This is a genomic window from uncultured Bacteroides sp. (assembly GCF_937912035.1).
Lineage (GTDB): Bacteria > Bacteroidota > Bacteroidia > Bacteroidales > Bacteroidaceae > Phocaeicola.
Genome location: NZ_CALDPF010000031.1, coordinates 68289 through 93287, shown reverse-complemented (window position 1 = coordinate 93287; position 24999 = coordinate 68289). Strand labels below are relative to the sequence as shown.

Below are 24999 nucleotides of genomic sequence, written 5' to 3'. Positions count from 1 at the left end.
CCGACATGATTGGCGATATTAATTAATAGAATGTATTAATTATTCATTAAACCAACGTACGTAGCAGAAGTCCTGACGATGTGCCAAATCAGGATTCTTAGGATACATACGGTATGAAACCTTGAAGCTTCCTGCGTTAGACAAGCTGTGAGTAAGCTGGAATGTGTACAAGTCGCCTTCCACTTTCACAACTTCCATAGGAGTTACTGAATATATGTATTCCTTACCTTCCGCATTCTTGTAAGTTACAACAAGTTCGATACCAACAGCATCTTTCAATCCCTTCTCGTCAACTACGCAAGTGATTGTGTAATCCTTACCGCTTTCTACGTTGCCTTCGCGAAGTTCTTCATCCTTGCTGAATGAAACAACCTGAATTGAATCCCACTTAGAAACAACTTCTTCTTTCCATGCTGCGATTTCCTTAGCCTTAGCATAGTCGTTTGCAGCAAGCATCTTATAACGGTTAGCTTCTTTAGTATAGAACTTAGAATAGTAATCGTCAAGCTGACGCTTCATTGTATAGTGAGGAGCAACCTGTGCGATAGAGTTCTTGATAGTTCTAACCCATCCTTCAGAATAGCCCTTCTTATTGCGAGCGTAATACAATGGAAGGATTTCAGTTTCAAGGATACTGTAGATAGTAGCAGCATCAAGCTGATCCTGATGTTCCTGGTTCTGGTATGTACGTTTTTCAGTCAATGCCCATCCAGCACCTTCACGGTAACCTTCAAGCCACCATCCATCGAGTACAGAGAAGTTTACTACACCGTTCATCAAAGCCTTCTCACCTGATGTACCAGATGCTTCAAGAGGACGTGTCGGAGTGTTCATCCAGATATCAACACCTGAAACAAGACGACGTGCAAGCTTCATATCGTAGTTCTCGAGGAAGATGATCTTACCCAAGAATTCAGGACGCTTAGATATTTCCACAATCTTCTTGATCAATCCCTGACCAGCACCATCGTGTGGGTGAGCCTTACCTGCGAACAGGAACTGTACAGGATAATTAGGGTTGTTAACGATCTTAGCCAGACGGTCAAGGTCAGTGAACAACAGATGAGCACGTTTGTAAGTAGCAAAACGACGAGCGAAACCGATCAACAGTGCGTTAGGATTGATCTTGTCCATCAATGAAACTACACGTGAAGGATCACCCTGGTTCTTCAACCATGTATCGCGGAACTGATTACGTATATAGTCAGTAAGTTTATTCTTCAATGCTACACGAGTATTCCAGATTTCTTCATCAGGAACATTGTAGATAGCTTCCCAGATCTTAGGATTAGACTGGTCGTTCAGGAAGTTCGCGTCGAAGTATTTGCTGTAAAGTTTCTGCCATTCAGAAGCACACCATGTTGGGAAGTGAACACCGTTAGTTACATATCCTACATGGTTTTCTTCCGGGAAGTAACCTTTCCATATACCTGAGAACATATCCTGAGAAACTTTTCCGTGCAACCAGCTCACACCGTTAACTTCCTGGCAAGTGTTGCAAGCGAATGTTGACATACAGAAACGTTCGTTGTTGTCACCCGGATTGATACGTCCAAGATCCATCAGATCCTGCCATGAGATACCCATACGCTGTGGATAACCACCCATATACTTGCCGAAGAGACCTTCGTCGAAATAGTCGTGGCCTGCAGGAACCGGAGTATGAACAGTGTACAATGAAGAAGCACGTACAACTTCAAGAGCCTGATCGAATGTCATTCCGCTTTCTACGAATTCGCACAGACGCTGTACGTTACACAATGCTGCATGTCCTTCGTTGCAGTGGTAAATATCTTTCTTTATGCCAAGTTTTTCGAGCAACAGAACACCACCGATACCAAGAAGAATTTCCTGTTTCAAGCGGTTTTCCCAGTCGCCACCATAAAGCTGGTGAGTGATAGGACGGTCGAACTCGCTGTTCATTTCATTGTCTGTATCAAGCAGATACAATGGCACACGACCTACGTTTACTCTCCAAACGTATGCATGTACATAGTAGTCAAGATAAGGAACGTCCACTACCAATGGCTTGCCATCTTCACCGATTACACGGTCCAGAGGAAGGCTACCGAAGTTCTGAGCTTCGTAGTTTGCCACCTGCTGTCCATCCATTGAAAGGCTCTGAGTAAAATATCCGTAACGATACAAGAAACCTACTGCACACATATCAACGTTGCTGTCTGAAGCTTCTTTCAGATAGTCACCGGCAAGGATACCAAGACCTCCTGAATATATTTTCAGAACGTGAGTCATACCATATTCCATACAGAAATATGCTACAGATGGGCGTTCCTTGTTAGGAGCTACGCTCATGTAATCAGTAAACTTCTTATATACTTTATTTATTTTATCAAGAACTTTCTTATCGTTTGAAAGAGCTTCAAGTTTTTCATAACTCAAGCGTTCCAAAAAGGCAACAGGGTTCTGTCCCACTACACTCCATAATTCAGGATCAAGAGACTTAAACATATCTGTTGCTTCATAATTCCATGACCACCAAATGTTGCGGGCCATTTCCTGTAACATCTTCAGTGAATCAGGAATACGAGATTTTACAGTAACCTCTTTCCATACAGGAGCATTAGCATAATTTGTTTTAATTTTCATATCTCTCAAATACTTAAAATTATTAATTCTCTTTTTTATTTTTCTCCAGTCTTATCGAAGCATTGCGCAAAGCCACGTCGTATGCTTCGTAATAATATTTGATGAAATGCTTCCATAACGCTTTTTCAGCTATAGCGGCAGCATTCTTGCGTATCTTGTCTATCTGTTTCTGATCAAAAGACGAGAATTCGCTGATAGTATCTTTTATGGCATCGGCCACTTCAGAATAATTATAATCAGTACGGTGTATCACCTTCACTCCGTCGGCTAATTCTCCATTGTGTCCCACTACCGAATTAACCCACAATCCGAAACCAGCAAGGTCGGAAGTAATGGTAGGCACTTTGAATGCCACACTCTCCAGAGGAGTATAGCCCCATGGTTCGTAATATGAAGGATATACGCTAAGGTCATTACCCAAAACCAGATCATAATACGTCATGTTCAGTATGCCGTCTTTTCCGTCAAGATAACATGGTACGAAAATAACCTTAACCTTAGAATCTGCCGAATTCGACATATTAAGGTATTTGAGCATATCCAGCACCTGGTCGTGACTCATATTATGCAACCAATGTGTAACGAATGGAACTTCAAGCGGAGTATTGAAATTTTCCTTGCTTTTTAATCTGTCGATAAGATCCTGTCTGGCATCACCTACCCAACCAGGAACATTTATGAAGGCCAAGACATCCTTTTTCAGATTCTTGTCTCTTGTCAGACGATTTAGAGTTTCAAGGTAAACATTGATTCCTTTATTCTTGAATTCATATCTTCCGCTCGTACCTATTATTAGAGTGTCATCACCCAGTGAAGTACCAAGCAGTTTGTTTGCAAGGTTCAGCATTACCTGTCTTGCTTTTTTACGTTTAGCTGTGAAAGAACGTCCCTGAGGCACAAAATCATCCTCAAAACCATTCATAAGAACAACGTCAGCAGGTTTTTCAAGCAATTCCTTGCATTCATTATTAGTAATTTCGCTTACAGTAGTGAAGCAATCTACATGATGTGCAGTCTGCTTTTCAATAGAGTGTTTCGACTCCATATTAAGTTCTCTAGCCATTTGATCACCATTATAAGCAAACAGATAGTCATACAAAGGTTTATTGTTTCCGGCTATAGAACGTCCTATGGAAGTGGCATGAGTGGTAAAAATTGTAGCTATTTCCGGAACATTCTTTTGAATGTAAAGCGCTCCCAGTCCGGTCATCCACTCATGAGCCTGATATATAACCTTTTTGTCCGCTCCAAGGAAGAATCTGTAGTAGCTTTCCACTACTTTTCCTGCCGCATACGAGAACATAGAAGCCTCGTCATAATCGCCGTATGCATGTAATGAATCCACCTGATAGTCTATCCAAGCCTGAGTATAGATTTCATTTTTCCGTTCATAGAAAGGAGTAAAATCCACTAAAATAGCGATTGGATTTCCTGGGATATTCCATCTTCCTACTCTAAAACTTAAATTCTCCGAGCTCAAAGCATGTTCGCGCCAGTCTTTGAGCAGTTTTTCATCCTCAACAAACAAAGGATTTTCTTTTCCCAACCATACATCAGGTCCTATGAAAAAAATCTTATCCTTAAATGCTTCCTGCAAGGTTTTTGCCCTTGTGGATAAGACGGTGTAAATGCCTCCAACTTTATTACACACTTCCCAACTAGACTCAAAAATATAATCAGGAGTTAAAAGCTGTTTCATCATCGTATAAGTTTAACTTTATTTTTTGCAAAGATACAGAAAACATACATAAAATCAAAAAATCCAAACATTTTTTACATTGAAAACGGTCTAAATACTGAATAAAACATAATAAATTACATTAATAATACAAAAAAAATACGGCTATATATACCCCTCTAAAGTATATATAGCCGTCATTTGCCAATCTGTCAGATTAAAAATCTCTGTACCAATAATTTATTATGATTCTATTTGTTTTTTTGTTGACAGTTTCTCAAGGAAATATACCAGCAGGAAGCCAACAATCATCAAAACCACAGCTTCAACCACATACTGATTAGGATAGATATTCTCCTCTATCAAAGGTTTAGCCACTCCATGACTGTCGGTGTAATATTCCACCACCCTTTTCCAAGGCCATACCTTGTTTAGAGAACCCAGCATAAAACCTGTCAAGACAGAAAGTGTAATGTTTCTGAAATATTTCAGAGCATACGACAAGATTCTGGAAAAAGACGTAATTCCGATAAATGCGCCACATCCGAAAATCATCAGAATTACAATATCCAGAGTTTTCACCGCTTCCATTATATAGAAATATTTACCCAGAAGTACCAGAATAAAGCTACCGGAAATACCCGGCAATATCATAGCACAAATTGCGATAGCTCCACAAAGGAAAATAAACAGATAGTTTGAAGGCGTTTCTGCGGGTGTAGCAACCGTTATATAATAAGCGATACCAGCCCCTACTATAAAAGACAATATAGTTTTCCAATTCCACTCCTTAATATCCTTCGAAACAAACCATGTAGACGCCAAAACCAGTCCGAAGAAAAACGACCACACCAAAACAGGGTGATCTGTCAATAACCATGTAATGATTTTAGCCAGTGAAAATACACTAATACCTACTCCCAGAATTATAGAAAGCAGAAAATTACCGTTTATTCCCTTCCAGAAATCTGCCACCTTACCGGTAAAAAGCAATTTCAGGTTTTTCAAATTAATACTCTTGATAGAATTGATCAGTTCGTCGTATATGCCCACGATAAAAGCTATCGTTCCGCCAGACACACCAGGCACAACATCCGCAGCGCCCATTCCCATACCTTTCAATACCAGTGTTGCGTAATCCTTTAATTTACGTTCCATATCTTTTAATTAATATTTTTTCGCACGCAAAGGTAAAAAATAGATTTAATAACACTCTAAAGTATAATAAGTTTTTATATTTATCCGTCAATTTTTGCATATTCCTGTTACAGCAATCTTTATAACCCCCTCAAGGCGGTTTTCAAAGATACGGTAAGCCTCTTCTATCTCATCAAGTGCAAAACGGTGTGTTATAAGAGGTGTTGTATCAATTTTACCTTCTGAAATCAGACGCAGAATCTCTTCGCAGTCACATCCATCCACACCTCCAGTCTTGAAAGTCAGATTCTTGCCATACATATCAGGCAATGGCAGCGACTGAGGCTTATCATATAGTGCCACCACCGTAACAGTGGCATTAGGGCGCGCACACTCCCATGCCAGCCTGAAAGTGTCATCAGCTCCAGCCACCTCAATAACCACATCGGCACCTCCATGTTCGGAATGATTCATTACAAAATCCTTGCACTCATCAGGTCCAACCACCAGTATATCCGGATAATGCTTACGTATGAACGATACTCTTTCTTCCGATTTCTCACACACAATTATTCTGCGTGGACATTTCAGCATAGCACATATCAATGTACATACTCCTGTAGGTCCGGCACCGATAATGAGAACAGTATCATCATCCTTGATTTCCGATATACGTGCCGCCCAAAAGCCAGTGGCAAGAATATCCCCTACGAAGAGTGCCTGCTCGTCAGTAACTCCGTCAGGTATCCTGTTCAGTCCCATATTTGCATGAGGAACACGAACATACTCCGTCTGTCCACCATCAATACGACATCCCAATGCCCAGCCGCCATCAGGATCCTCACAATTATTTACATATCCATGTTTGCAGAAAAAACACTCTCCACAAAAGGTTTCTACATTTACGGTAACACGGTCGCCCGGTTTCACATTGCAGACAAGCCTGCCCGTCTGTTCTACCACACCTACCATCTCATGACCAACTGTTATACCAGGAACAGCACGCGGCACACTTCCATGTTTGATATGCAAATCACTCGTACAGATACTTCCCATAGTTACACGCACAATTGCATCTTTAGGATTAAGAATATGCGGAACATGTTTCTCTGTCAATGCAAAATGCCCTTCTTCAATATAAGTATACGCCTTCATCATTTTCTTACGGTCTACAGTCACATTGTCGATATACCTTTTCAATGCCGGTAAAACCTCCTTATCGGCAGGCAACCATTCTACAGAATCAAGTTCATCGGCTGTCAACCATTTCGAAGACTTATGTTCTCTCAGGGCCATATTACCCGCATGTACCGAACAGACAAAAACATAAAGTCTTATTCCAAAATCCGTATAAGTATAATCAACAGCTTCCACAAAAGAGTCTATTTCAACATCCACATCAAGTTCCTCCTTTATTTCACGCTTCAATGCCTCTTCAGGAGTTTCTCCCGGTTCAATCTTTCCTCCGGGAAATTCCCATTTACCATCAAACTCACCCTTACTTTTCTGAGTGGCAAGAATACCTTCATCGGTTATTATAACGGCAGCCACAACATCAATATGTTTCATTTCGTATATACTTAATATTTGTCCAACAATTCAATATTTCCAAAGTCACTGCATCCTACAATCAGTAACCTCCACAGTACTCCTCGTCTGATCAATACGTTTCACCTTCACCTGTACGGCAATCCTCTCCTTCAGTCCTTCCACGTGACTGATTATCCCCACACGCTTCCCGTTCAGGCTTTGCAGTTTCTCCAGCATATTCATCACCGTATTAAGCACCTCACTGCTCAATGTACCGAACCCCTCATCTATAAATAAGGTATCCACAGAAAGATTTCTCCTGTTCATCGACGATAAAGCCAATGCCAGCGACAACGAAACCAGAAATCCTTCACCACCGGAAAGGATATCCACAGGTCCTTGCGCATCATTCTGATACATATCCATCATACGGATAGTCAGAGTTCCCGGCTCACAATCAAGCCTATACCTCTTGTTCAACTTCATGAGATACCCGTTGGCACGCTGCAACAGATCATTCAGTATAAAGCTTTGGGCAATCCTTCTGAAAATCTTACCGTCACCGCCTCCGAAAAGACTGTTCAGAGTATTCCATTCCGTGAACACCCTCATAAGTTCCTCTTCCCTGTCCTTTTCAGCTCTGAAGCGTGCCGCATTCTCCGCATCACTCTTCAATTGCTGGTCTATGCGTCCCATTTCGGCCACAATTTCCTCAACCGCAGCACGCGCCTCTTTCAGCAAACCGTCAAGCTTCTCCTTCGAGTCGTCACCGGCAAGCGATTCAGGATGTGCTGCCAGATGAACCTCCAGTTCCTTCTTCTTAGCCTCCAGTATTCCCGAAGCACTTCGGGCATCCGATATTTTCCTGTTGTGCGCTTCCCTTATCATGTTCAGATCCGTCACATCAGTCAGATATTCCAGCCTTCTACGGTCAATATCCTTATTTTCAGAAACGAACTGTTCTATTTCCTCTCCGGCCTTACCCGCCTTTTCACGTTCAGCCGAAAGTGAAGCCACCAAGCTTCTCACACTGCCTTCAAACGCATCACACATATCCTTAAGTCCCTCTGTAGGAACAGACTCAGTCACTTCCAGCATTCCCCAGTCAGGCCAGTAACCAACTACCTCGGCGAGTACCCTCTCCACATTCTCCAGTGCCGGCAAAGCCTTTGACAGATTCTTTTCCGTCTGCACAATCTCCTTTTCCCAACCATAATACTGAGCGGCAGCCTCCGTAATGGAAGAAACAAAAGCCTTTGCGTCAGCTTCCCATCTGCTTTTCCAGTTTTCAATGCAAATCATCGCTGCAGCATCGTCCAAAGCCTTTTCCATGCCCCGTCCGTCGACATCTAACAATGAATTTATTCTTTCCTGTTCCTTTACCGAAGCCGTAAGTGCGTCCTTAGCCTTATCCCTAGCCATTCTGGCCTGGTCGGCATCCTTTCTCAACGATGAAAGATTGCGTCCCAGTCCGGACAAGTATTTATTTCCTTCATAAATCTTTTTCCGTATTTCATTCAATTCTTTGATGCTAACAGACAGTTGCTCCATTCTCTTGATTACACCTTCCTCCAATACGGCAACATCCTGTCCGTCCATATCAGAATGAGGCAAACCCACCTGTACACATTTCTCACGTACCTTATCTGCCAACTTTCTGACAGCGTCACCGGCAACAGACTTCTCATACTCCTTTGCCGACTTATCCTTTGCCAGCCTTTCAATTATCATGGCCGTTCCGCTACATAATGAAGCCGTATCGCGCAACTCCTTCTCCAACCTTACAACCATCTCCTCCAGAGGTTTCAGTCTCTCACTACATTCTTCGTCCGATACAAGACTGTCAATCCTCTGCCCACACACAGGACAAGTATCGCCCACCTTAAGCCTGGCCCTGAGATTTACAGTCCATTCCTTAATCGACAGTTCCACACAGTCATACGCCCTCCTGGCTTCATTATATCCGGCAGTAACCTCCTCCAGTTTCCGGTTACATAAAATATACTCCTCATTACGTTTTTCATGCTCCGCATTGAGAGCAGCAATCTCACGGTCAATCTTCTCAATAGAAGAAAAAACGTTCTTAAGTTCGGCAATATTTCCCGACAAAGCATTCAAGGAATCCTTCTCCTCATCAAGTCTGCCAGCCTCAGCGTTCACCTCATCAGGCCTCAGCATCTTCAGCTCCATGTCAGCCTTCTCATATTCCTCTTCCTTCAGTGCAACAGCCTTCAAAGCCATTTCCAGCGCCCCTTCTGCATCCGCCACACTGCGGTTCAGTGCCGGCAAACTGTTTTCTATACCCTTCAGCGTCTCCCTGCCAACCTTAATCCTGGCGGCAGCCTCCGATGCGGAATTCAGTAAAGTCTCAATCTTCTGTGCATTGGCATACATAGCCGCATTTCCTGCAGCATTCTCCATATTCCTTGTCAGCGAAGCCAGATACTCATTCTTGCGGTCTATCCAGTCCTTGAGTCCATTCCTACCCTTACACAAACCTATAAAGCGCAGTTTAAGTCCGTCCGCCTCAGCAGACAATTCAGCTATTCTCTTTTCAGCACTTCTGAGCATCCTTATACTGCCACGCACAGATTCAGTCCTGTCCATTTCTGCGATAAGTCTGGCCTCGTCCTTGAAGCTATCCGAATTTATCACCTCCTCACACAACCTCAGGTTACGTTCAGCCACCGACACTTCACCGTCAATCTTTGCTCTTCCTTCCATCCACCTGACACACAAGTCCAGCCGCTTCACTTCATCATCCAAAGCCTTTTTCCTTGCATCTGCCACAGAAAGTTCCTCCTTCAGAGACTCCGTTTCCTCCTGTTTCAGAAGTACTATTCCCGCAGTAAGATTCTTCTGAGCCGTATATTCCGCCTCCTTCTCCTTCTTTATTTCTTCTATTTTCTTTCCTATTTCCGAGTAGATGCCTGTACCCGTCAGCTTCTCCAGAATCTCCGATTTCTCGTCATCCTTACTTTTCAGAAACTGCGTAAACTGTCCCTGTGCTAGCATCGTTGTACGGCAGAACTGTTCGAAGTCCAGTCCTACAGCCTCCTCCGTTATCTTCTTCACCGCATCAGCATTCTTCACAGTCACATCCCCCCATGCCAGAGTCTGTTCCGGCGATGTAAGCCTGTTGTTTCTGTTACGTCTCACCTGCCATACAGCCTCATACTCCACTCCATCCGTACCTATAAACCTAAGCACAGCCGAAGCCTGACGTGCACCATGCCTGAGCAAGTTGGAAGTATTTCTTGCAGTGATATTGTCAGTTCCAAAATTCGATTTCGTACCCGAAGCCATATTCAGCCTGGGAGTAGTGTTATACAAAGCCAGACAGATTGAATCCAGAATAGTAGATTTGCCCGCTCCCGTATCACCCGTTATCAGAAACACAGAGGTCTCGGCAAGAGGCCCCCTGTCGAAATCAATCTCAGCCGTCTCAATGGACGCTATATTCTCTATTATAAGTTTTATAAGTTTCATACCATGCAAGAACCATTATTTACACTCACCGTCATACCTCTTCACAGCCTCTCCAATCATCTCCGACATACGTTCAGGCATCTCCGTCCCGAACTTCGACTTATAGAACCTCCGTGCCACATCAATAGGCGAAAGTTCCCTGAACTCATCATAAGTAACAGCCGTACCGTCAGCCACAGCCTCCACCTCCGGTCTGGTGATTTTACAATAGCAATAAGCCGCGCGTTTGCCTTTCAGAGCACCCGCAATACGCTCCATATAGTCGGCAGGCATAGGTTCCGTAAGGAGAATATTCAGACGGACATAACATTCCTCATCATCCGCAATCTCCGAAATCCCCTCCAGCGCCTCGCCAAAACCGGAAGGCATAGCAGGTACAGTAAGCATGGGACGTACATTCCTTATTCTGATTTCACGAATTTCGGGTTCGCATCCCTTTTCCAGCGTCACAACAGAAACCGAATGCGGATAAGTCTCATCAAAATTTACAGGAACAGGCGAACCTGAATATCTGGCCACCACTCCATTTCCCTTCATCGTTTGCGGATAATGTATATGCCCAAGAGCAATATAGTCATACCCCGTCCCCAGTTCGCCAAGGTCCACCTCGCTGATACCACCTATCACGTCCGGATCATGCCCCTCGCAGTTACAGTTCGTCACCGTAAGATGAGCCATCATCACCACAGGCAGTCTGTCCGTATTTACAACGCTCACTCTCTCCTGCAAAGCACGAAAGAAAACCTCTCTGCGCATCTCCTTCGTACCGGTATCCTCCATTAGCGGATAATTCTGGTCGAAGATATGCGGCACAGCCACCACGTACCCCTTCATTTCTCCACCGGCATCCTCTACACCTATAATATGCCTGTCCAGATCCACATTTCCATCCTTCCTTTCCGGCTGTCCTACCACTCTCACTCCGGCCATTAGCCACAATTCGCGTCCCAGTTCCAACATCGATTTACTGTCATGATTGCCAGCCGTAACCACAATAGTCATCTCCGGACATGCCCTGTGCATCTCCAGCAAAGCCCTGTAATACATTTTCTGAACCGAAGTAGAAGGGTTCGTACGGTCATAGATATCTCCACTCACAAGAAGAGCATCAGGTCTCTCCACCTCCACTATATCCCTCAGTTGTGCCAAAAAAGCAGCATGTTCCTCTGTTCTCTCATGCTCATACAGTGTGTGCCCCAAATGCCAGTCGCTAGTATGTATAATCTTCATAAAATATTCCTTTCCAGCATTTCTTTCATCTGTATATAACCCTGATTATAAATTTTAAGAGCTTTCTTCAGATTAAAGATATTATATTCGTCCATAGAATCCACTTCCAGCAGCAGGTCACACAATCCGGAATCCTCCACCGCATTCTGGTTGAACAAAAACAGATAAGACCTCATGGCAATACGCAAAATATTATCTTCATATTCCTCCAGATGCTTGGGACATACATTCACCCCTATCACCTTACGGCATAACGCACGTATAGGCGTAACCGGAAAATTCTTGAAAAGTCCACCGTCCACATACCTCACTCCATCTATCATAATAGGTTTGAACACTATTGGTATTGTACACGAAGCCATTACCCTCGGCACCAGCTCACCCTCTGTAAAGACCTTCGACTCCCCCTTGTCAAAATCCGAAGCTACAGCATAGAAGGGCATATTCAGTTCCTCAAAGCGCTTCACTGGCAAGTTCTCCTCCAGGAATCTAATAAATCCGTCATATTTTAACAATGCCTCTTTGGGTAAAGTCAAACTTACAAAATCCCTGAAATCATGTCCCAAAAACAATTTCAGAATCTCTTTTGGCTTTAATCCCGAAGCGTAAAAAGCGCCCACCACGGCCCCAGCACTTGTTCCGGCTATAATATCAGGTTTTATACCCCTCTCTTCCAAAGCCTGCAAGGCACCAAGGTGTGCAAATCCTTTTGCACCGCCACCACTCAATGCCAGGCCGATGTTGTACGGCACATATCTCTCTATTTCAGTTTTGTGTTGTCTCACTATTTGGTTTTCCATGTTTTTTAGTATTACTAGACTTTACAAAGGTAAAAAAATTGTCATAATATCATTTTAATTTCCCCAATTTCTTCAGACGTTTTCTAATGGCCTCTTTGGTTCGTTCAAATATATCTGAAAGTAGACTGACACTTTTACCCTCATCATACATGCGGCACAGCAACCTGTCGGCCTCATCGTCCCATGGCATATAGGCATTACCATGTTCTTTTCTTTTGTCTTCGAATGTATACGATTTTGTGTATTGAGTCTTAATAGCAGCAGATATACTTTCTTTTTCAGGCAAAGCTTTGTAACTCTGCTTATTAGGGATAACTCCCCTGACTCCACCTTTAGGATTAGGTACATCACCTTTATATCTTGGTATAATATGAATGTGCACATGAAAAACAGACTGTCCTGCAGCTTCATTCACATTTATGCCAATATTATATCCGTCAGGATGAAATCTTTCGTCTATTTTCTGCTTAACGAATTGGAGCATAACATTCATTGCCTCCCTCTCATGATTTGTCAGGTCGAAATATGAAGCTACATGCCTTTTTGGAATAATCAACGCATGACCAGCCGAAACGGGATAGCCATCATAGAATGCCACACAAGTTGCAGTTTCACATATAATTTCAACGCGTCTCGCCAAACGACAAAATGGGCACACAGTATTCTCCATTCTGGGTAACTTATTGAAATGATTATACTGATACAGTTCGTAACTGGAATTACATTCCAAACTTTTAAATGGAAGTTTCACATTACACTGGTAAGTATATTGTCTGTGGATAGCATGCAGTCTGAATCCTTCTTCCTTCAAGTCTCTCCTTACCGCAAAATAAGCAGTACCATCAGGCTTAAGCAGATTAGTTACATTCATCATCACTTCAGCCTGTGCATACGGTTCAAGCACATTAAGCACATAATTGCAGATTATAGTATCAAACTTTCCTTCCGGATAATCCGGTCTGTAATAATAATCATAACCAGTAATGTCATAACCTTGCTTATACAACTCATCCGTATCAAAACCATATCCACAGCCAAAGTCAAGTATTTTGCCCTTCAGCAGATTTTTATCTTTTAGGAAACGTGTAGGAACAGACAAATTAGTACGTTTTATTGCCGTCAAATAAGGATGATTTATTTTTTCCATAACATCAGTATTTCCAGGTTTCAAATCCCATATTTAAAGCTATCTGATTCATCGGAGTAAAAGTTCGTTCAAAGACTTTAAGAAATTCCACATCACTCATATTTACCAATTCATTCGCAGTATAACCTAGAGAGATAAAATCTTCAAGTATTTTCGAGCTTTTATCTGATTTTATAAAAATTTTAAGTCCGTGTAATTGCATAGAAGCCAATTTCGGAAGGTATATATTCAAATCCGGTAACCGATTACTCTTGGACGAATTAATACCCCCATCAGCAGGAATTAGATTCCATAGCAAATCATGCGAAACAAAACTCCAAGGAATAAAATGATCAAGTTCATATCCATTGATATACAACTTCCGCCCTGTATAAATACAATCAATAGGACCTGCAAGTATTATTATATCATTCCAATAACGATGTTGCATTGCCAAGCTATTTCTTGTTTCCGGTCTAATCAACTTATTGGGTATAGCTGGAACATTCGGATTTCGTGCTTGAAGAAATAAAGTAAGATTCCAGTAAGCAAAATCCATCAGCACTTTATAATGCCTATGCAGAAAATCATCCCAAATAGGATTAATATTGATATAGAATTCTTTCCCTTCCTTATGAATGGAATACAGACAATCATTCTCAAACATCTGCGAACGTCTTACTATTTCCCTATCATCAGATGTATTAATCCAAGGACTTAAAAATCTGTATGGAACATTTAATGTAAGCGTACGTAACAACTTCTTTACCAAAGGAATATCATTATACGGTTTTATATCTTTTATAACTTCTTCCACTCCTGCATCAATAGGAATATTTATTTCTTTATGCAGTTGTGTAACTATATCGTACAATGAATCTGTTTTTCCAAACGATAATCTAAAATAATGTATCGGATACCAAGCATTAGCCACCATACGCGTAACTATATCCCATACATTTATATTTAAGTTTCCCGTCTTTGCATGAATCTGCATTATTGACAGGAACCAGAAATATTTGTATGTAGCTACTGTGTTATCGAATATTTTTCCTATTCGGTAGGTGGATAGTATGTTATGATAAAAATACTCAATCATGATCAGATAGATGTTTTTCAATTACAAAAGTAAACAAAAAACTTTTACTATCCGTCAAATAAAAATGTTTTCAAATTATCATCTGCATAATAATTTAAAAGTATACTACTACTCTATCTTCAACGTACTGACAGTGGTATACTTTTTAATTATTATGGTGGTATATTTTTAAGTTATTATATAGAGATTTGAAAAATCTATTAAATCAGAGAATTGTGAATTGCTTTCAAATCACTATCTTTGTACTAACAAGAACTGCCTCTCTCTATCCATAATCCGGAAGCGGTATCAATTTTTATTTATATCAAAAGCCTCAGTTCTTTTTATCTTCAGGGTCTATATTCTCCTCTAATCTTTTCATCCATTTATTGAAAATATAATTACTTTCAATATTCCTCATATCCATGTCTGCACAGATTTTTCCTACATAGCATTCATTTATATTACTGTCAAAAACCCCTTCTGATATATCTTTGTCATGAACTAAAAGTACAGGTATTCCATACATGACAGCCATGCCTACTTCTATATCTGTCCATGGAGTTGTGAGCCATTGTGAAGAGAGGGCTCTCTCTTCGCAGGTATTTGGTCTGTATTTTCCTTCAATTATGTTTATTTGTTTAAATCCAAAGGCTATCATACCAGATGATTTCATCACATCCAGACGTACTTTATTTAATTGTCCATATTTTGGATAATTATCTCTAGAATAACATAAAATCTCATATCCTTTTTCTGAAAGAAAACGGTGATACTCTTTAATAATCAATTCCTCTTCTTTCTTCAATATACCAGGCATACTGAAGAAAACCTTTTTACCATTAAGTTTCCTTACTGTTGTTATCTTTTCGGCTCCATGAAATACTCCATTTTCCAAATGTGTCTTAATTTCTTCTGGTATGTTTAAAGCATTCTTAAAATTAGCACCAGCAAGTATTACATTTTCAAAAAGAACATTTGCTAAATTAGCATTGACAAAATTAGCATTAGAAAGGTTAGTATTCTTTATACTAGATTTCGTTAAGTCAGCCCCTTCAAAATTAGCATTTGTAAAATCACAGTTCTTTATCTGCGTATTTAAAAGTCTTGAATTGTAGAATATAGCTTTATGCCCCTCTATATTCTCAAGCAATGCATATGAAAGATCTGCCATAAACATATCTGTAGAAGTCATTAATATCTTTTCCTTTTTATTTCCAAGATAAAGATCCTGCATATTTGTTCTCTGCAAATCTTTCTCCGACAAATCAATGGCAAAGGCAAGACCATCACCTAATGTCTTCTGATAAATACCCGTAGGTAGTGTACGTAATAATGAAGAAATGACATTTATAGTATCATTAAATAAAAACTTTCCTCTGAAACCAAGTTTTAAATTGAGAAAACGACGCAATAATATTGCTGCAGACAGTTGTGACTCAGGTATATCTGAAGAAAGAAGATTTACGGTATTTGAAAACGATTCCATAACCTCATTTTTCTCCTTTCTGTGAGTTAGGTTGTCAACTATAAAATACAAAGCTGTCAGACATAATACAGTAACAATAGACAACCCCTCGATATTTCCTAATATTAATTCACCCCAATTCATAACTATTTAATATTTTTATATTATTATATAAGTCTCAGTATAAATGAAATACAAAAATATCAATAAATATTCAAAATGCAAGATTTCAGACACAGTCTTACTTAATAAACGATTCAATTTATAATTTAATCTATTCTACCTTCATGCATTAAGAATAAGATATGATTTTATACACAGTAATATATTTATTTTCAGAACAGCCACTCCAACATCGAAAAACAAAAAAAGGATCAAAATTTAGGGTCATTGGGGCTACTTATATATAATGCCTCCAATTTCAGTTACGATATATATATATAAATTCCAGTGTCCTCCGACATCTCTCTCCTGAATAAAATTCATCAAGAACTTCTCCGAAAACACTCCCAGGCTGAACTACATCAAACAATGTCATGCTTGACTTAAGCTTAACAGCATCTATAGTGCCCATGATTTGTTCTATATTCTTTCCCCTATGAAGAAGCAGACTTGCAGTTATTTCAATAAGTCTTTTCCCTAAAAGCTCATGATTAAGATAATCCATGGCTTCCTGTAGCGAGGAAATGCCGTAATACTCCGAATTATAGCTGAAACCCAGGCCTTTTATTTGTGGGAAAATATACCATATCCAGTGCGAACGCTTCATACCCTGACGAATTTCGGAGAGTGCCAGCCTATAATCTTCATTTTGAGCATCAAGAAATCTCTGCAAGTCTGCTTCCACATTGTTTTTCAGAATTATAATGTAAAATATTACTTCATAGTAACTTCGACTATACAGCCCGACATAATGTTCTCAGCAGTTCTTTGTTTTCGGATATCAGTTTATTTATTTCTATATGAGTACATGCTTCATCTTTCAACAGTTTTGCAGTAGATGTATTTTCATCATCCGACACATCCCATGTAAGCAACACAGTATGTATTTTAAGCGCTTTGAGTTTCTTCACAAGCATTTCATGATCTGCATCACCGGTAATAAGTACCACGAAGTCAAACTTTCTTATTGTTGCCAGTTCGTATGCTTCGAGGGCAAACCAAACATCAACTCCTTTTTCAATTACCGTAACATTACTGCCTTTTTGCACTTCTCTGAGATGCTTGTAATGAAAGACTACATCATTTTCAATAAGTGAATCTTCAAATTTTCTTTCACTATAAAGAAGATGCTTGTTATTTGCATCATTAACTCTGTAGCGTCCACGGAAGTAATGGCTTTCAGTTATATGACATTCCGAAACATTACAACCTACAATCTTTGCAATCTCTTCTTTAATGAGAGTAATGAGACGGGTTACATTAATATTCAATGACATATTTTCCTCTAGCGCTTCGTTTATCTTGGCATAATATCCACCATCTATAAACAAACCTATTGATTGGTATTTATCTATCATAATTAAAAAATATTAATACAATTATTTTCTAAATTCTTATCGGTCTGCTTCTTAATACATTATTCTTATTACATTCAATCCGGGTTATCAGCCTGTATTCATCAGAAGATTTATCGTATTCCAATATAACCAATTCCGCATTTTTAGGTGAACACATTTCTTCAAATTCCTCAACCGTAAGATGAAACCATCTCATAATAAAAAGCCTGATAGCTAAGGAATGTGTAATCAGAACGCAATTTTGAGGATAATCCGGTTCCTGAAAATCCCTATGTAAAGACCCTAGCAAATCATTTATTCTATCATACACATCTGTACCAGATTCTCCACCGGGGAATCTATAATAGAATACACCATACTCCTTTCTTTCCTGTTTAAGTCTCCTCAGTTCTTCATAAGAACGAAGATATCCCCACTCCTGCTCTCTAAGACGTGGCTCCTCACTATATACAAACTGTTCTCTAGGGAAAAAGCCGGCAATATTCTCGAATGTAGATCTAGTTCTCCAGAAGGGTGAAATGTAGAAATATAAAGTTTCGTTACCAACTAATTCCTTTAACTTTACCCCAGCCTCCCTCGCCTGCATAACACCTTTTTCCGTCAGCTCTATTGTATAGTCAGGTTCAGAAGCAAATTTGCTCTCATCAGTATTGGCAAAACATTCTCCATGACGGATAAGTATAATTCTGTTTGGTTTCATACGCAAATGCTTCAGGTCTTTCATTATTTTTATAAGCTGTTCACAAATATCATATTAATTTTTAAATAATCAATTTACTCACACAAATAAATTTGGCATAAACATATAAAATTACATTTTTAATGCTTTTTTTATCCTATTTTCCAATAATTTATCATATATTGTACACAAAATTATATAATAGAAACTTTATATCAACAAAAATGCAATAAAAATGTGTAATATAGATAAACCCAACACACTATTTCTATTAGGTGGATATGATTTGGAAATGTGTACCATAAAAGATATATTGGAACAAAAAGCATGCAACTATGCTGATAAACATCTTAAGTGGAACAACGCCTCATTGAGCAATTATAAAAACGAAATCAAAATCTTCCAAAAATGTAACCCCAATGGTATAATTTATGGAATTGAACTAAAGAACGATCTCTTGCTTAGTAATGAAAAATATATTGAGATTGATCATCACAATGATAAATCAAATAATCCAAGCGCATTAGAACAAATAATGACATTACTTGATGTACAGACTACAAGATACTATTCATTAGTTTCTGCAAACGATAAATCATATATACCTGGAATGAAAAAGATAGGAGCTACCGAAAGTGAAATAAAAATTATAAGGCAATCGGATCGTAAAGCGCAAGGTATAACTGATGAGGATGAGATTCTTGCAGAAAAAGCAATAAACGACAATCAGAGAAAAACTAATGGTACAATAATCATAAAAGCATACAATAATAAGTTCTCTCCAATATGCGACCGCCTATATCCCTATGATTCACTCTTAATATACACAAAAAACGAATGGATGTACTATGGATATAAATCAAAACACATAAAAGAATATTACAATGAAGAATATCAGAAAGGAAAATTGTTTTTCGGTGGTGGAGACAATGGATATATAGGATGTATAAAAAATATTTATGAAGAACAGGAAATCAATCAATTTATTAATACTATAGAATATGGAATCATTTAGTTATCATATCTTTTATTTTCCATTTCGTTGGTCATTAGAATCAAACAAAGACAAACCATTTTCCATTCAATGTGACCTAAGCCAAATACCATTCTCAGAAAAGTCAATGTGGGAAAGAGTACAATTAGACTTGCAACATAAACAAGTTCCTTTATCCGAATCCGAAATACAGGAAGCGAAAGAATTATTCGGTGAACAACAGTATTTCTTCGAATTTGTCCACCCAGTATTATATGACATAAAAGGAAATAATTCATCATTAATTCATCATTACGAACGTAAAGAGCCCAAAAATAAGAATGTATACTACATTATCAAGGTAAAGGATAAAACATATAAGTTAAGACTTGATGCTCTGAATTTAAATTTATACTCTACCGGAGTGGGTATCATGTCATTCTATTTAAGTAACGAGGAAGAAAATCAGAAAGACGAATTTTCCGTAAGAGACATAAACCAGTTTGGAAGAAGGATAATGCCGCCACATAGCGCTGAATTCAACCCGGAAAATCGCAGTTTACTCGCTACATCAATATCTATAGTAGGTTTGGACGGTGATCCTTCATCCTACACAGATAGTTTCAACTATAAAGAACAGGCGCTTGATTATGAGAGAGGACTATCACATATATGGCAACCTGCATTGTTCATAAAAAATCTGATTAAGGATTTGTCTGCAGAGTTGGATACAAGTTCTATTATTGATGATAGAATGCTTGTAAACTGCTGGTATGGAAATAATGAGCTATCAAAAAAAGTTGTCAACAATGCTAAAAATGAAAAAGATGATTTCGTAAAAGGTGATTTCTGGTATAAATATGTATTTATTGACAATGGAGACGATCCATTTGACGAGACTTGCCAAAACGAAACTATGAAAGAAGAACTTTTAAAAACATCAACATATTTCAGATGGCAAAAACTAGGAAGCCTTTATGGTGCATCAAGATACTCACTTGTACTACTCACAGACAGGAACTGGTTTGCTACAAACGTTTTAGCTATGCACATGCGTACTATATATTCACGTATGTTCGAACTTATAATCATCCAGCGTGCTTCTATGCTCCGTTTTTCAAGCGAAGTAACCAAAGTCAGCGGACTGACAGGATATAGTAATAAAGAAGTAGCAATGCATATAAGTTCTTTGTATAAAGAATATATACGTTTTGTAAATCAAATATATTTCCGCAATGTGACTGTACAGGACCAGGGGATAGAATTATACGATATGTTAATGAAACAATTTGCATCAAAAGAACAGATAAAGGATCTGGACGATGAAATCAGCGAGCTGTATCAGTATATCACCCTACTTGTTGACCAGAACAGGAATGAGAATGGGGAAAAGCTGAACCTGCTTGCAGCAGCTTTCCTGCCGGCAACGCTACTGTGCGGATTCCTAGGCATGAACAGAGCATGTGAACTCGAAGCCAGAATGGATTTTTGGATTCACACTGCAGTTATACTCATAATATCAGTTATAGCATTTTATTTTATAAAGAAATGGAGGAAATAATTATGAACAATTTTGTTACACTAATATTTGGGGGACTATTTCTGTCAAGTTTTATCATCTTGTTAATATACAATATTTTTATTGACAGAAATAAGCAGAAAATCAAAATACTGGAAATGCAGCATAATCATGAATCAAACATGAAAGACAAAGAATTTGCGCAAAAGATGGAATGGGAAAAATACGTAAGGGAACAACTGGAAAATAAAAAATATAACGACCTTAAAAAGGAAAAAGAAGATTTGGAAGATAAGGTAAATAAATTGCAGGAAGAACATAATCAGAGCAGAATAGATGAGACAAGAAGAATAATTCTGATGAATCTTATTCTTTCAGGCAATAAAGAATGCATTTCTAACGAAGACCTGAAAAAAAGTATAGAGAACATAAAGCAATCTTATGAAAGTATCAAACAATATCTAGAGAATTAAATGAGAGCTATAAACACAGGACTTCGTATTAAAACTATAGAATTCAGGTTCTTTACTGAAGAAATCATAAGCATGAGACACTGGATTGGCGCTGCACTAAGAAACAGATTTCTATACGAGGCCGAATTTGTAACGGATAAAGACAGTGTGTCATTACGAAGCAAAATAGAGACATTACCAATTCAGGAAAATCATTTTTTATACAAACAGTTAAAAGATGGATTTCCAAAAGGATTTGTTTTGGACTGCAGCAATATACCCAAATATGGTGACGGATTCAAGCTCAGGGCAAACTATATATATAACTTCAGAATGATATTAATAGGAAGTTTTATCGAGAACAAGGAATTAGTGATAGAAGCCGTAAAAAACATGTTATCCAGAGGCATAGGACATCCTGTAAAACCAATGAAACTTATTGATGTAATAGAAAGCGACAGTTACAGTTTGCCTAATATTACTACAGATAACGAAATGAATAAAACAGTCCTGGAATTGAATCTGAAGACTCCGGTATGCCTTATGCACTTACCAAAGGAAGCAGGTAATGGATTTCAGAATAAATTAAACAATTTTCCGTCGTTTTATCAGTTCATGCGTTCCATAACCTACCGGGCAATAACATTAAGTATATTATACTCCGGATGCACGGACTTCGAAAACCGCCAGCAGTTGGATGAATGGATAGAACAATATATTTCTTTGTCATCGAAAGCCATACTGTCTGAAGCAAATATACGATACGAGAAATTATACTGCACTCCTAAAGTTGGCAAATCCAGCGTATACGTAATGGACGGATATACAGGAAAACTGTCATTCCACAATGTTGAAGCATACTTTATACCATTGCTGGAATTTTGCACCAACATAGGTGTCGGTTCCGACGTCAATTTCGGACTAGGAACTTATGGAATAAATTATAAAACCAACTTAAGAGATATGAATGTATGAAAGAAGTTATTAAGCTAAAACAACAAACACCCATGTGGCATTTCCAACACGATGAATCAGGATGTTGCCTTCGTGCCACAGAAGTCAAGCCCAAACTTGACAAATTCCTGTTGGAGAAAGAGCCAGGACTGAAAAAGTTTATATTTGCAGGAAATGCACTTGAATATAAGCTGTCATTCGTCGCCCCCAAACCAAAGGATCAAGTTATGAGCAATAACACTCCGCTGTTTTTTGGTAATATGGGAGACTGGAGAAATCAGAAACAACTTATATTTTATACAGCTCCCATAGGAATGCATATATTCTCATTCCACGATGAGCTAATCAAGACAATCAAGAAACATCTATGCGAATTTTTCGGGACCCACAGTTTTGGCACCAGGCAGGATAAGGGATTCGGATTCTTCTTTCCTGAAGATAAAGAACTTCCACAGTCAGAATTCAGCAATCCTTTTGGAGCCCAATATATGTTTACACTTCCAACTACTGATTATGATTCCATATTCAATCACATATATTACTTCCATAAACTGATACGAAGCGGCATAAACGAAAAAAACGTATACTATAAGTCTCTCATGTATTTTTATGCCAAAGATAATAAACTACAGTGGGACAAACCTATAATCAGACATAAGTTCCAGCTATACACCGATGTATATAAATCCATCTGTGGTATTGAACCATATATTGGAAACAATACATACAAGAATAAAGGAAATGAATATATACACAGAAAAGAAATGGCTGAAGAATACCAGGAATGTAAGTCTTCTAAGAACAAACCACAATGGTTATTCAGAGATGCTTTAGGACTTTCCAGTATTCAACGATGGAAAGATTATAACGACACCATAAAGATAGCTGCAATAAATAAAGAAGAAGATAAAGAAAATAAGAATAAAAGCTTTACACGCTTTAAGTCTCCGATAACATACAGGCCGGCAATCATCGGGAATAAATGTATTGTATATATACATTTAGACTCACGTCCAATTGAAGACCTCAAGAAACAGAGATTCAAAATTACAAGTACCAAAAACAGAGAAACTAATATATACGGTATAAAAGTGTTTGATAAATTTACTTTGGAAAATTATTTCGCATATATAGAAAATCGGTATAAGAATCTTGTAGGTAATAAAGGTCTGTCTATAACAGGTGAGAAAATGAACTACAAGAACAAAGAAATAGAAGAAATTTTCAAGCCTTTCAAAGGAGACAACGCAAACTTCAGAAAAGTATAAATAACCAGGATAAGCCATGAATAATAAAATATACATAGGAATAACATTAGGTCCTATAGACAGGATTCTGAATTACTCAAAAAGTACCAGAGCCATTTGGGCCTCTAGTTATATGTTCTCATATATCGCAAAACATATCATTGATAAATACTACAAGAAAGGATACAACTTTCTAAAGCCTAAAATCACAAAAGATATGTTTGAATTCCGAGATGGAGTCGGACGTTTTCCGGACCAATACATTTTCCAGGCAGACGAGGATACGAGTATCAACGACATAAGGAACGAGTGTGACAATCTTTTGGAGAAACTGGCTGAAAATATAGAACGGGTATTAGAGCTGTGCGACGAGAAACAAAGAATATTCTATTACCTGAAACAGACACTACGTATAATAATAGTCAAGCAAAAATTCACAGAAGAAAAGAATGAGAAAGAAATAATAGAATCCTTACAAGATACTCTGGCAGGAATGGAATGTCGTGACACATTCTGTGCAAGGGAAAAAAGGAACTACCTTGCCGAATATTTCGAAAGCACATCGTCCAAATCACTGTTATACACCGACGGTTTTGGTGATGACAAGGAAGGACGTCTTTTCAATACTATAATCGAATGTTCGGCCGGGAAAAACGCGGCAAGAAATCTTAACGCCACATTAAATGATTTAATAAAAGGAAAGCTGGACGAAAAACTGGAGCCTTACCAGAAATATATCACATTCGTTTCTGCCGACGGAGATAATTTCGGCAAGACTCTTTCTTTATTGGGCAAAAAAGTAAAGGATGTTTTCGACAGATACAACAAAAAAATAAACGAAATAGTATCCGACTATGGCGGTCAGATAATTTATCAGGGTGGCGACGACATCCTCTTCTTCGCACCTGTATACAATGCCTCAAAAAAGAAAGACATATTCAGTTTAATAACAGATATAGATACGAGCTTCGATACAATCATAAGAAGTAATGTTCATATACAAAGCTTGAAACATAAGCCGTCAATTTCTTATGGCATATCTGTCTCATACCATAAATTCCCTATGTATGAGGCCAGAAACATGTCTGCAGAATTACTTGAAAAGGCCAAAAGTTCTCCAAACGGGAAAAACAAAATATATTGGAACGTACGAAAACATAGCGGACAAAGCTTTGGGGGAGAAATAGACAAAAGTAAATCTGAATTAATGTCAGTAAACACAAATCTGATATCAGAAGCCATTGTAAGGGAAGAGGCATTTCTTCATTCAGTAACCCACTGGCTTACATCGCAAGAAGTCATGCTAACCACTATTCTGAATAAAACTCAAAATGAGCGGAAAAGTTGCCTGAGAAATTTCATTGACAACAGTTTCAACGAATCGCCACACGAAAATTGCAAAGACTTCTTTGATAAAATATCAGGATACCTTCTGACTTACAATTCAAACGAAGGGATAAAGCAATTACACATAATAATGAGATACATCGAACTATTAATAAAAAAATAAAC

At 38.7% G+C, this 24999-nt stretch carries 19 protein-coding genes and 1 pseudogene; 6 read left to right on the top strand and 14 right to left on the bottom strand.

Annotated features, from left to right (window positions below):
• Positions 1–39: 39 nt before the first annotated feature.
• The 14 genes and pseudogenes from glgP to Q0486_RS05955 all read right to left on the bottom strand — a co-directional run bounded on the left by glgP (position 40) and on the right by Q0486_RS05955 (position 18387).
• Positions 40–2607, bottom strand: a complete 2568-nt coding sequence (gene glgP, locus Q0486_RS06020; protein WP_299231206.1) for an alpha-glucan family phosphorylase — start codon at positions 2605–2607, stop codon at positions 40–42.
• A gap of 22 nt (positions 2608–2629) precedes the next feature.
• Complete coding sequence (locus Q0486_RS06015; RefSeq protein ID WP_299231204.1) at positions 2630–4309, bottom strand: glycogen/starch synthase; 1680 nt, start codon at positions 4307–4309, stop codon at positions 2630–2632.
• Between the two features lie 219 nt (positions 4310–4528).
• Positions 4529–5443, bottom strand: coding sequence for a DUF368 domain-containing protein (locus Q0486_RS06010; protein ID WP_299231202.1), 915 nt, complete (start codon positions 5441–5443; stop codon positions 4529–4531).
• 87 nt (positions 5444–5530) lie between these two features.
• Complete coding sequence (locus tag Q0486_RS06005) at positions 5531–6577, bottom strand: alcohol dehydrogenase (protein WP_299231810.1); 1047 nt, start codon at positions 6575–6577, stop codon at positions 5531–5533.
• Between the two features lie 57 nt (positions 6578–6634).
• Positions 6635–6991, bottom strand: a pseudogene (locus tag Q0486_RS06000) ((deoxy)nucleoside triphosphate pyrophosphohydrolase); the annotation flags it as partial.
• Between the two features lie 45 nt (positions 6992–7036).
• Entirely contained in the window at positions 7037–10441 is a 3405-nt protein-coding gene (locus Q0486_RS05995; protein ID WP_299231200.1) for an AAA family ATPase, read from the bottom strand.
• Between the two features lie 15 nt (positions 10442–10456).
• On the bottom strand, positions 10457–11671 hold the full coding sequence (locus Q0486_RS05990) for an exonuclease SbcCD subunit D (protein ID WP_299231198.1): 1215 nt from the start codon (positions 11669–11671) through the stop codon (positions 10457–10459).
• Complete coding sequence (locus Q0486_RS05985) at positions 11668–12471, bottom strand: patatin-like phospholipase family protein (protein WP_299231196.1); 804 nt, start codon at positions 12469–12471, stop codon at positions 11668–11670. The genes Q0486_RS05990 and Q0486_RS05985 overlap by 4 nt, the downstream gene beginning before the upstream one ends.
• Positions 12472–12520: 49 nt before the next feature.
• Positions 12521–13618, bottom strand: coding sequence for a bifunctional class I SAM-dependent methyltransferase/HIT family protein (locus Q0486_RS05980; RefSeq protein ID WP_299231194.1), 1098 nt, complete (start codon positions 13616–13618; stop codon positions 12521–12523).
• A 4-nt stretch (positions 13619–13622) separates the two neighbouring features.
• Positions 13623–14696: an HNH endonuclease domain-containing protein gene (locus tag Q0486_RS05975; protein ID WP_299231192.1), complete on the bottom strand. Its 1074-nt coding sequence runs from the start codon at positions 14694–14696 to the stop codon at positions 13623–13625.
• Positions 14697–15009: 313 nt separating this feature from the next.
• Positions 15010–16287, bottom strand: coding sequence for a pentapeptide repeat-containing protein (locus Q0486_RS05970; RefSeq protein WP_299231190.1), 1278 nt, complete (start codon positions 16285–16287; stop codon positions 15010–15012).
• Between the two features lie 277 nt (positions 16288–16564).
• Positions 16565–16990, bottom strand: a complete 426-nt coding sequence (locus Q0486_RS05965; protein WP_299231188.1) for a DUF1810 domain-containing protein — start codon at positions 16988–16990, stop codon at positions 16565–16567.
• A 49-nt stretch (positions 16991–17039) separates the two neighbouring features.
• Positions 17040–17663, bottom strand: coding sequence for an NYN domain-containing protein (locus tag Q0486_RS05960; RefSeq protein ID WP_299231186.1), 624 nt, complete (start codon positions 17661–17663; stop codon positions 17040–17042).
• Between the two features lie 28 nt (positions 17664–17691).
• On the bottom strand, positions 17692–18387 hold the full coding sequence (locus Q0486_RS05955; protein ID WP_299231185.1) for a histidine phosphatase family protein: 696 nt from the start codon (positions 18385–18387) through the stop codon (positions 17692–17694).
• A 190-nt stretch (positions 18388–18577) separates the two neighbouring features.
• Between Q0486_RS05955 and Q0486_RS05950 the strand changes: the two genes are divergently transcribed.
• The 6 genes from Q0486_RS05950 (at position 18578) to Q0486_RS05925 (ending at position 24997) form a co-directional block, all read left to right on the top strand.
• Positions 18578–19357, top strand: a complete 780-nt coding sequence (locus Q0486_RS05950; RefSeq protein WP_299231184.1) for a hypothetical protein — start codon at positions 18578–18580, stop codon at positions 19355–19357.
• Positions 19344–20876: a CorA family divalent cation transporter gene (locus Q0486_RS05945; protein ID WP_299231183.1), complete on the top strand. Its 1533-nt coding sequence runs from the start codon at positions 19344–19346 to the stop codon at positions 20874–20876. Before Q0486_RS05950 ends, Q0486_RS05945 begins: the two co-directional genes overlap by 14 nt.
• Positions 20877–21016: 140 nt before the next feature.
• Complete coding sequence (locus tag Q0486_RS05940) at positions 21017–21307, top strand: hypothetical protein (protein ID WP_299231181.1); 291 nt, start codon at positions 21017–21019, stop codon at positions 21305–21307.
• Positions 21308–22261, top strand: a complete 954-nt coding sequence (gene cas6, locus Q0486_RS05935) for a CRISPR system precrRNA processing endoribonuclease RAMP protein Cas6 (RefSeq protein ID WP_299231179.1) — start codon at positions 21308–21310, stop codon at positions 22259–22261.
• A complete protein-coding gene (locus Q0486_RS05930; RefSeq protein WP_299231177.1) occupies positions 22258–23508 on the top strand; it encodes a hypothetical protein in 1251 nt (416 codons plus the stop codon). The genes cas6 and Q0486_RS05930 overlap by 4 nt, the downstream gene beginning before the upstream one ends.
• A 16-nt stretch (positions 23509–23524) precedes the next feature.
• Positions 23525–24997 (top strand): type III-B CRISPR-associated protein Cas10/Cmr2, encoded by a 1473-nt coding sequence (locus Q0486_RS05925; protein ID WP_299231175.1) that lies wholly within the window; start codon positions 23525–23527, stop codon positions 24995–24997.
• Positions 24998–24999: the final 2 nt, after the last annotated feature.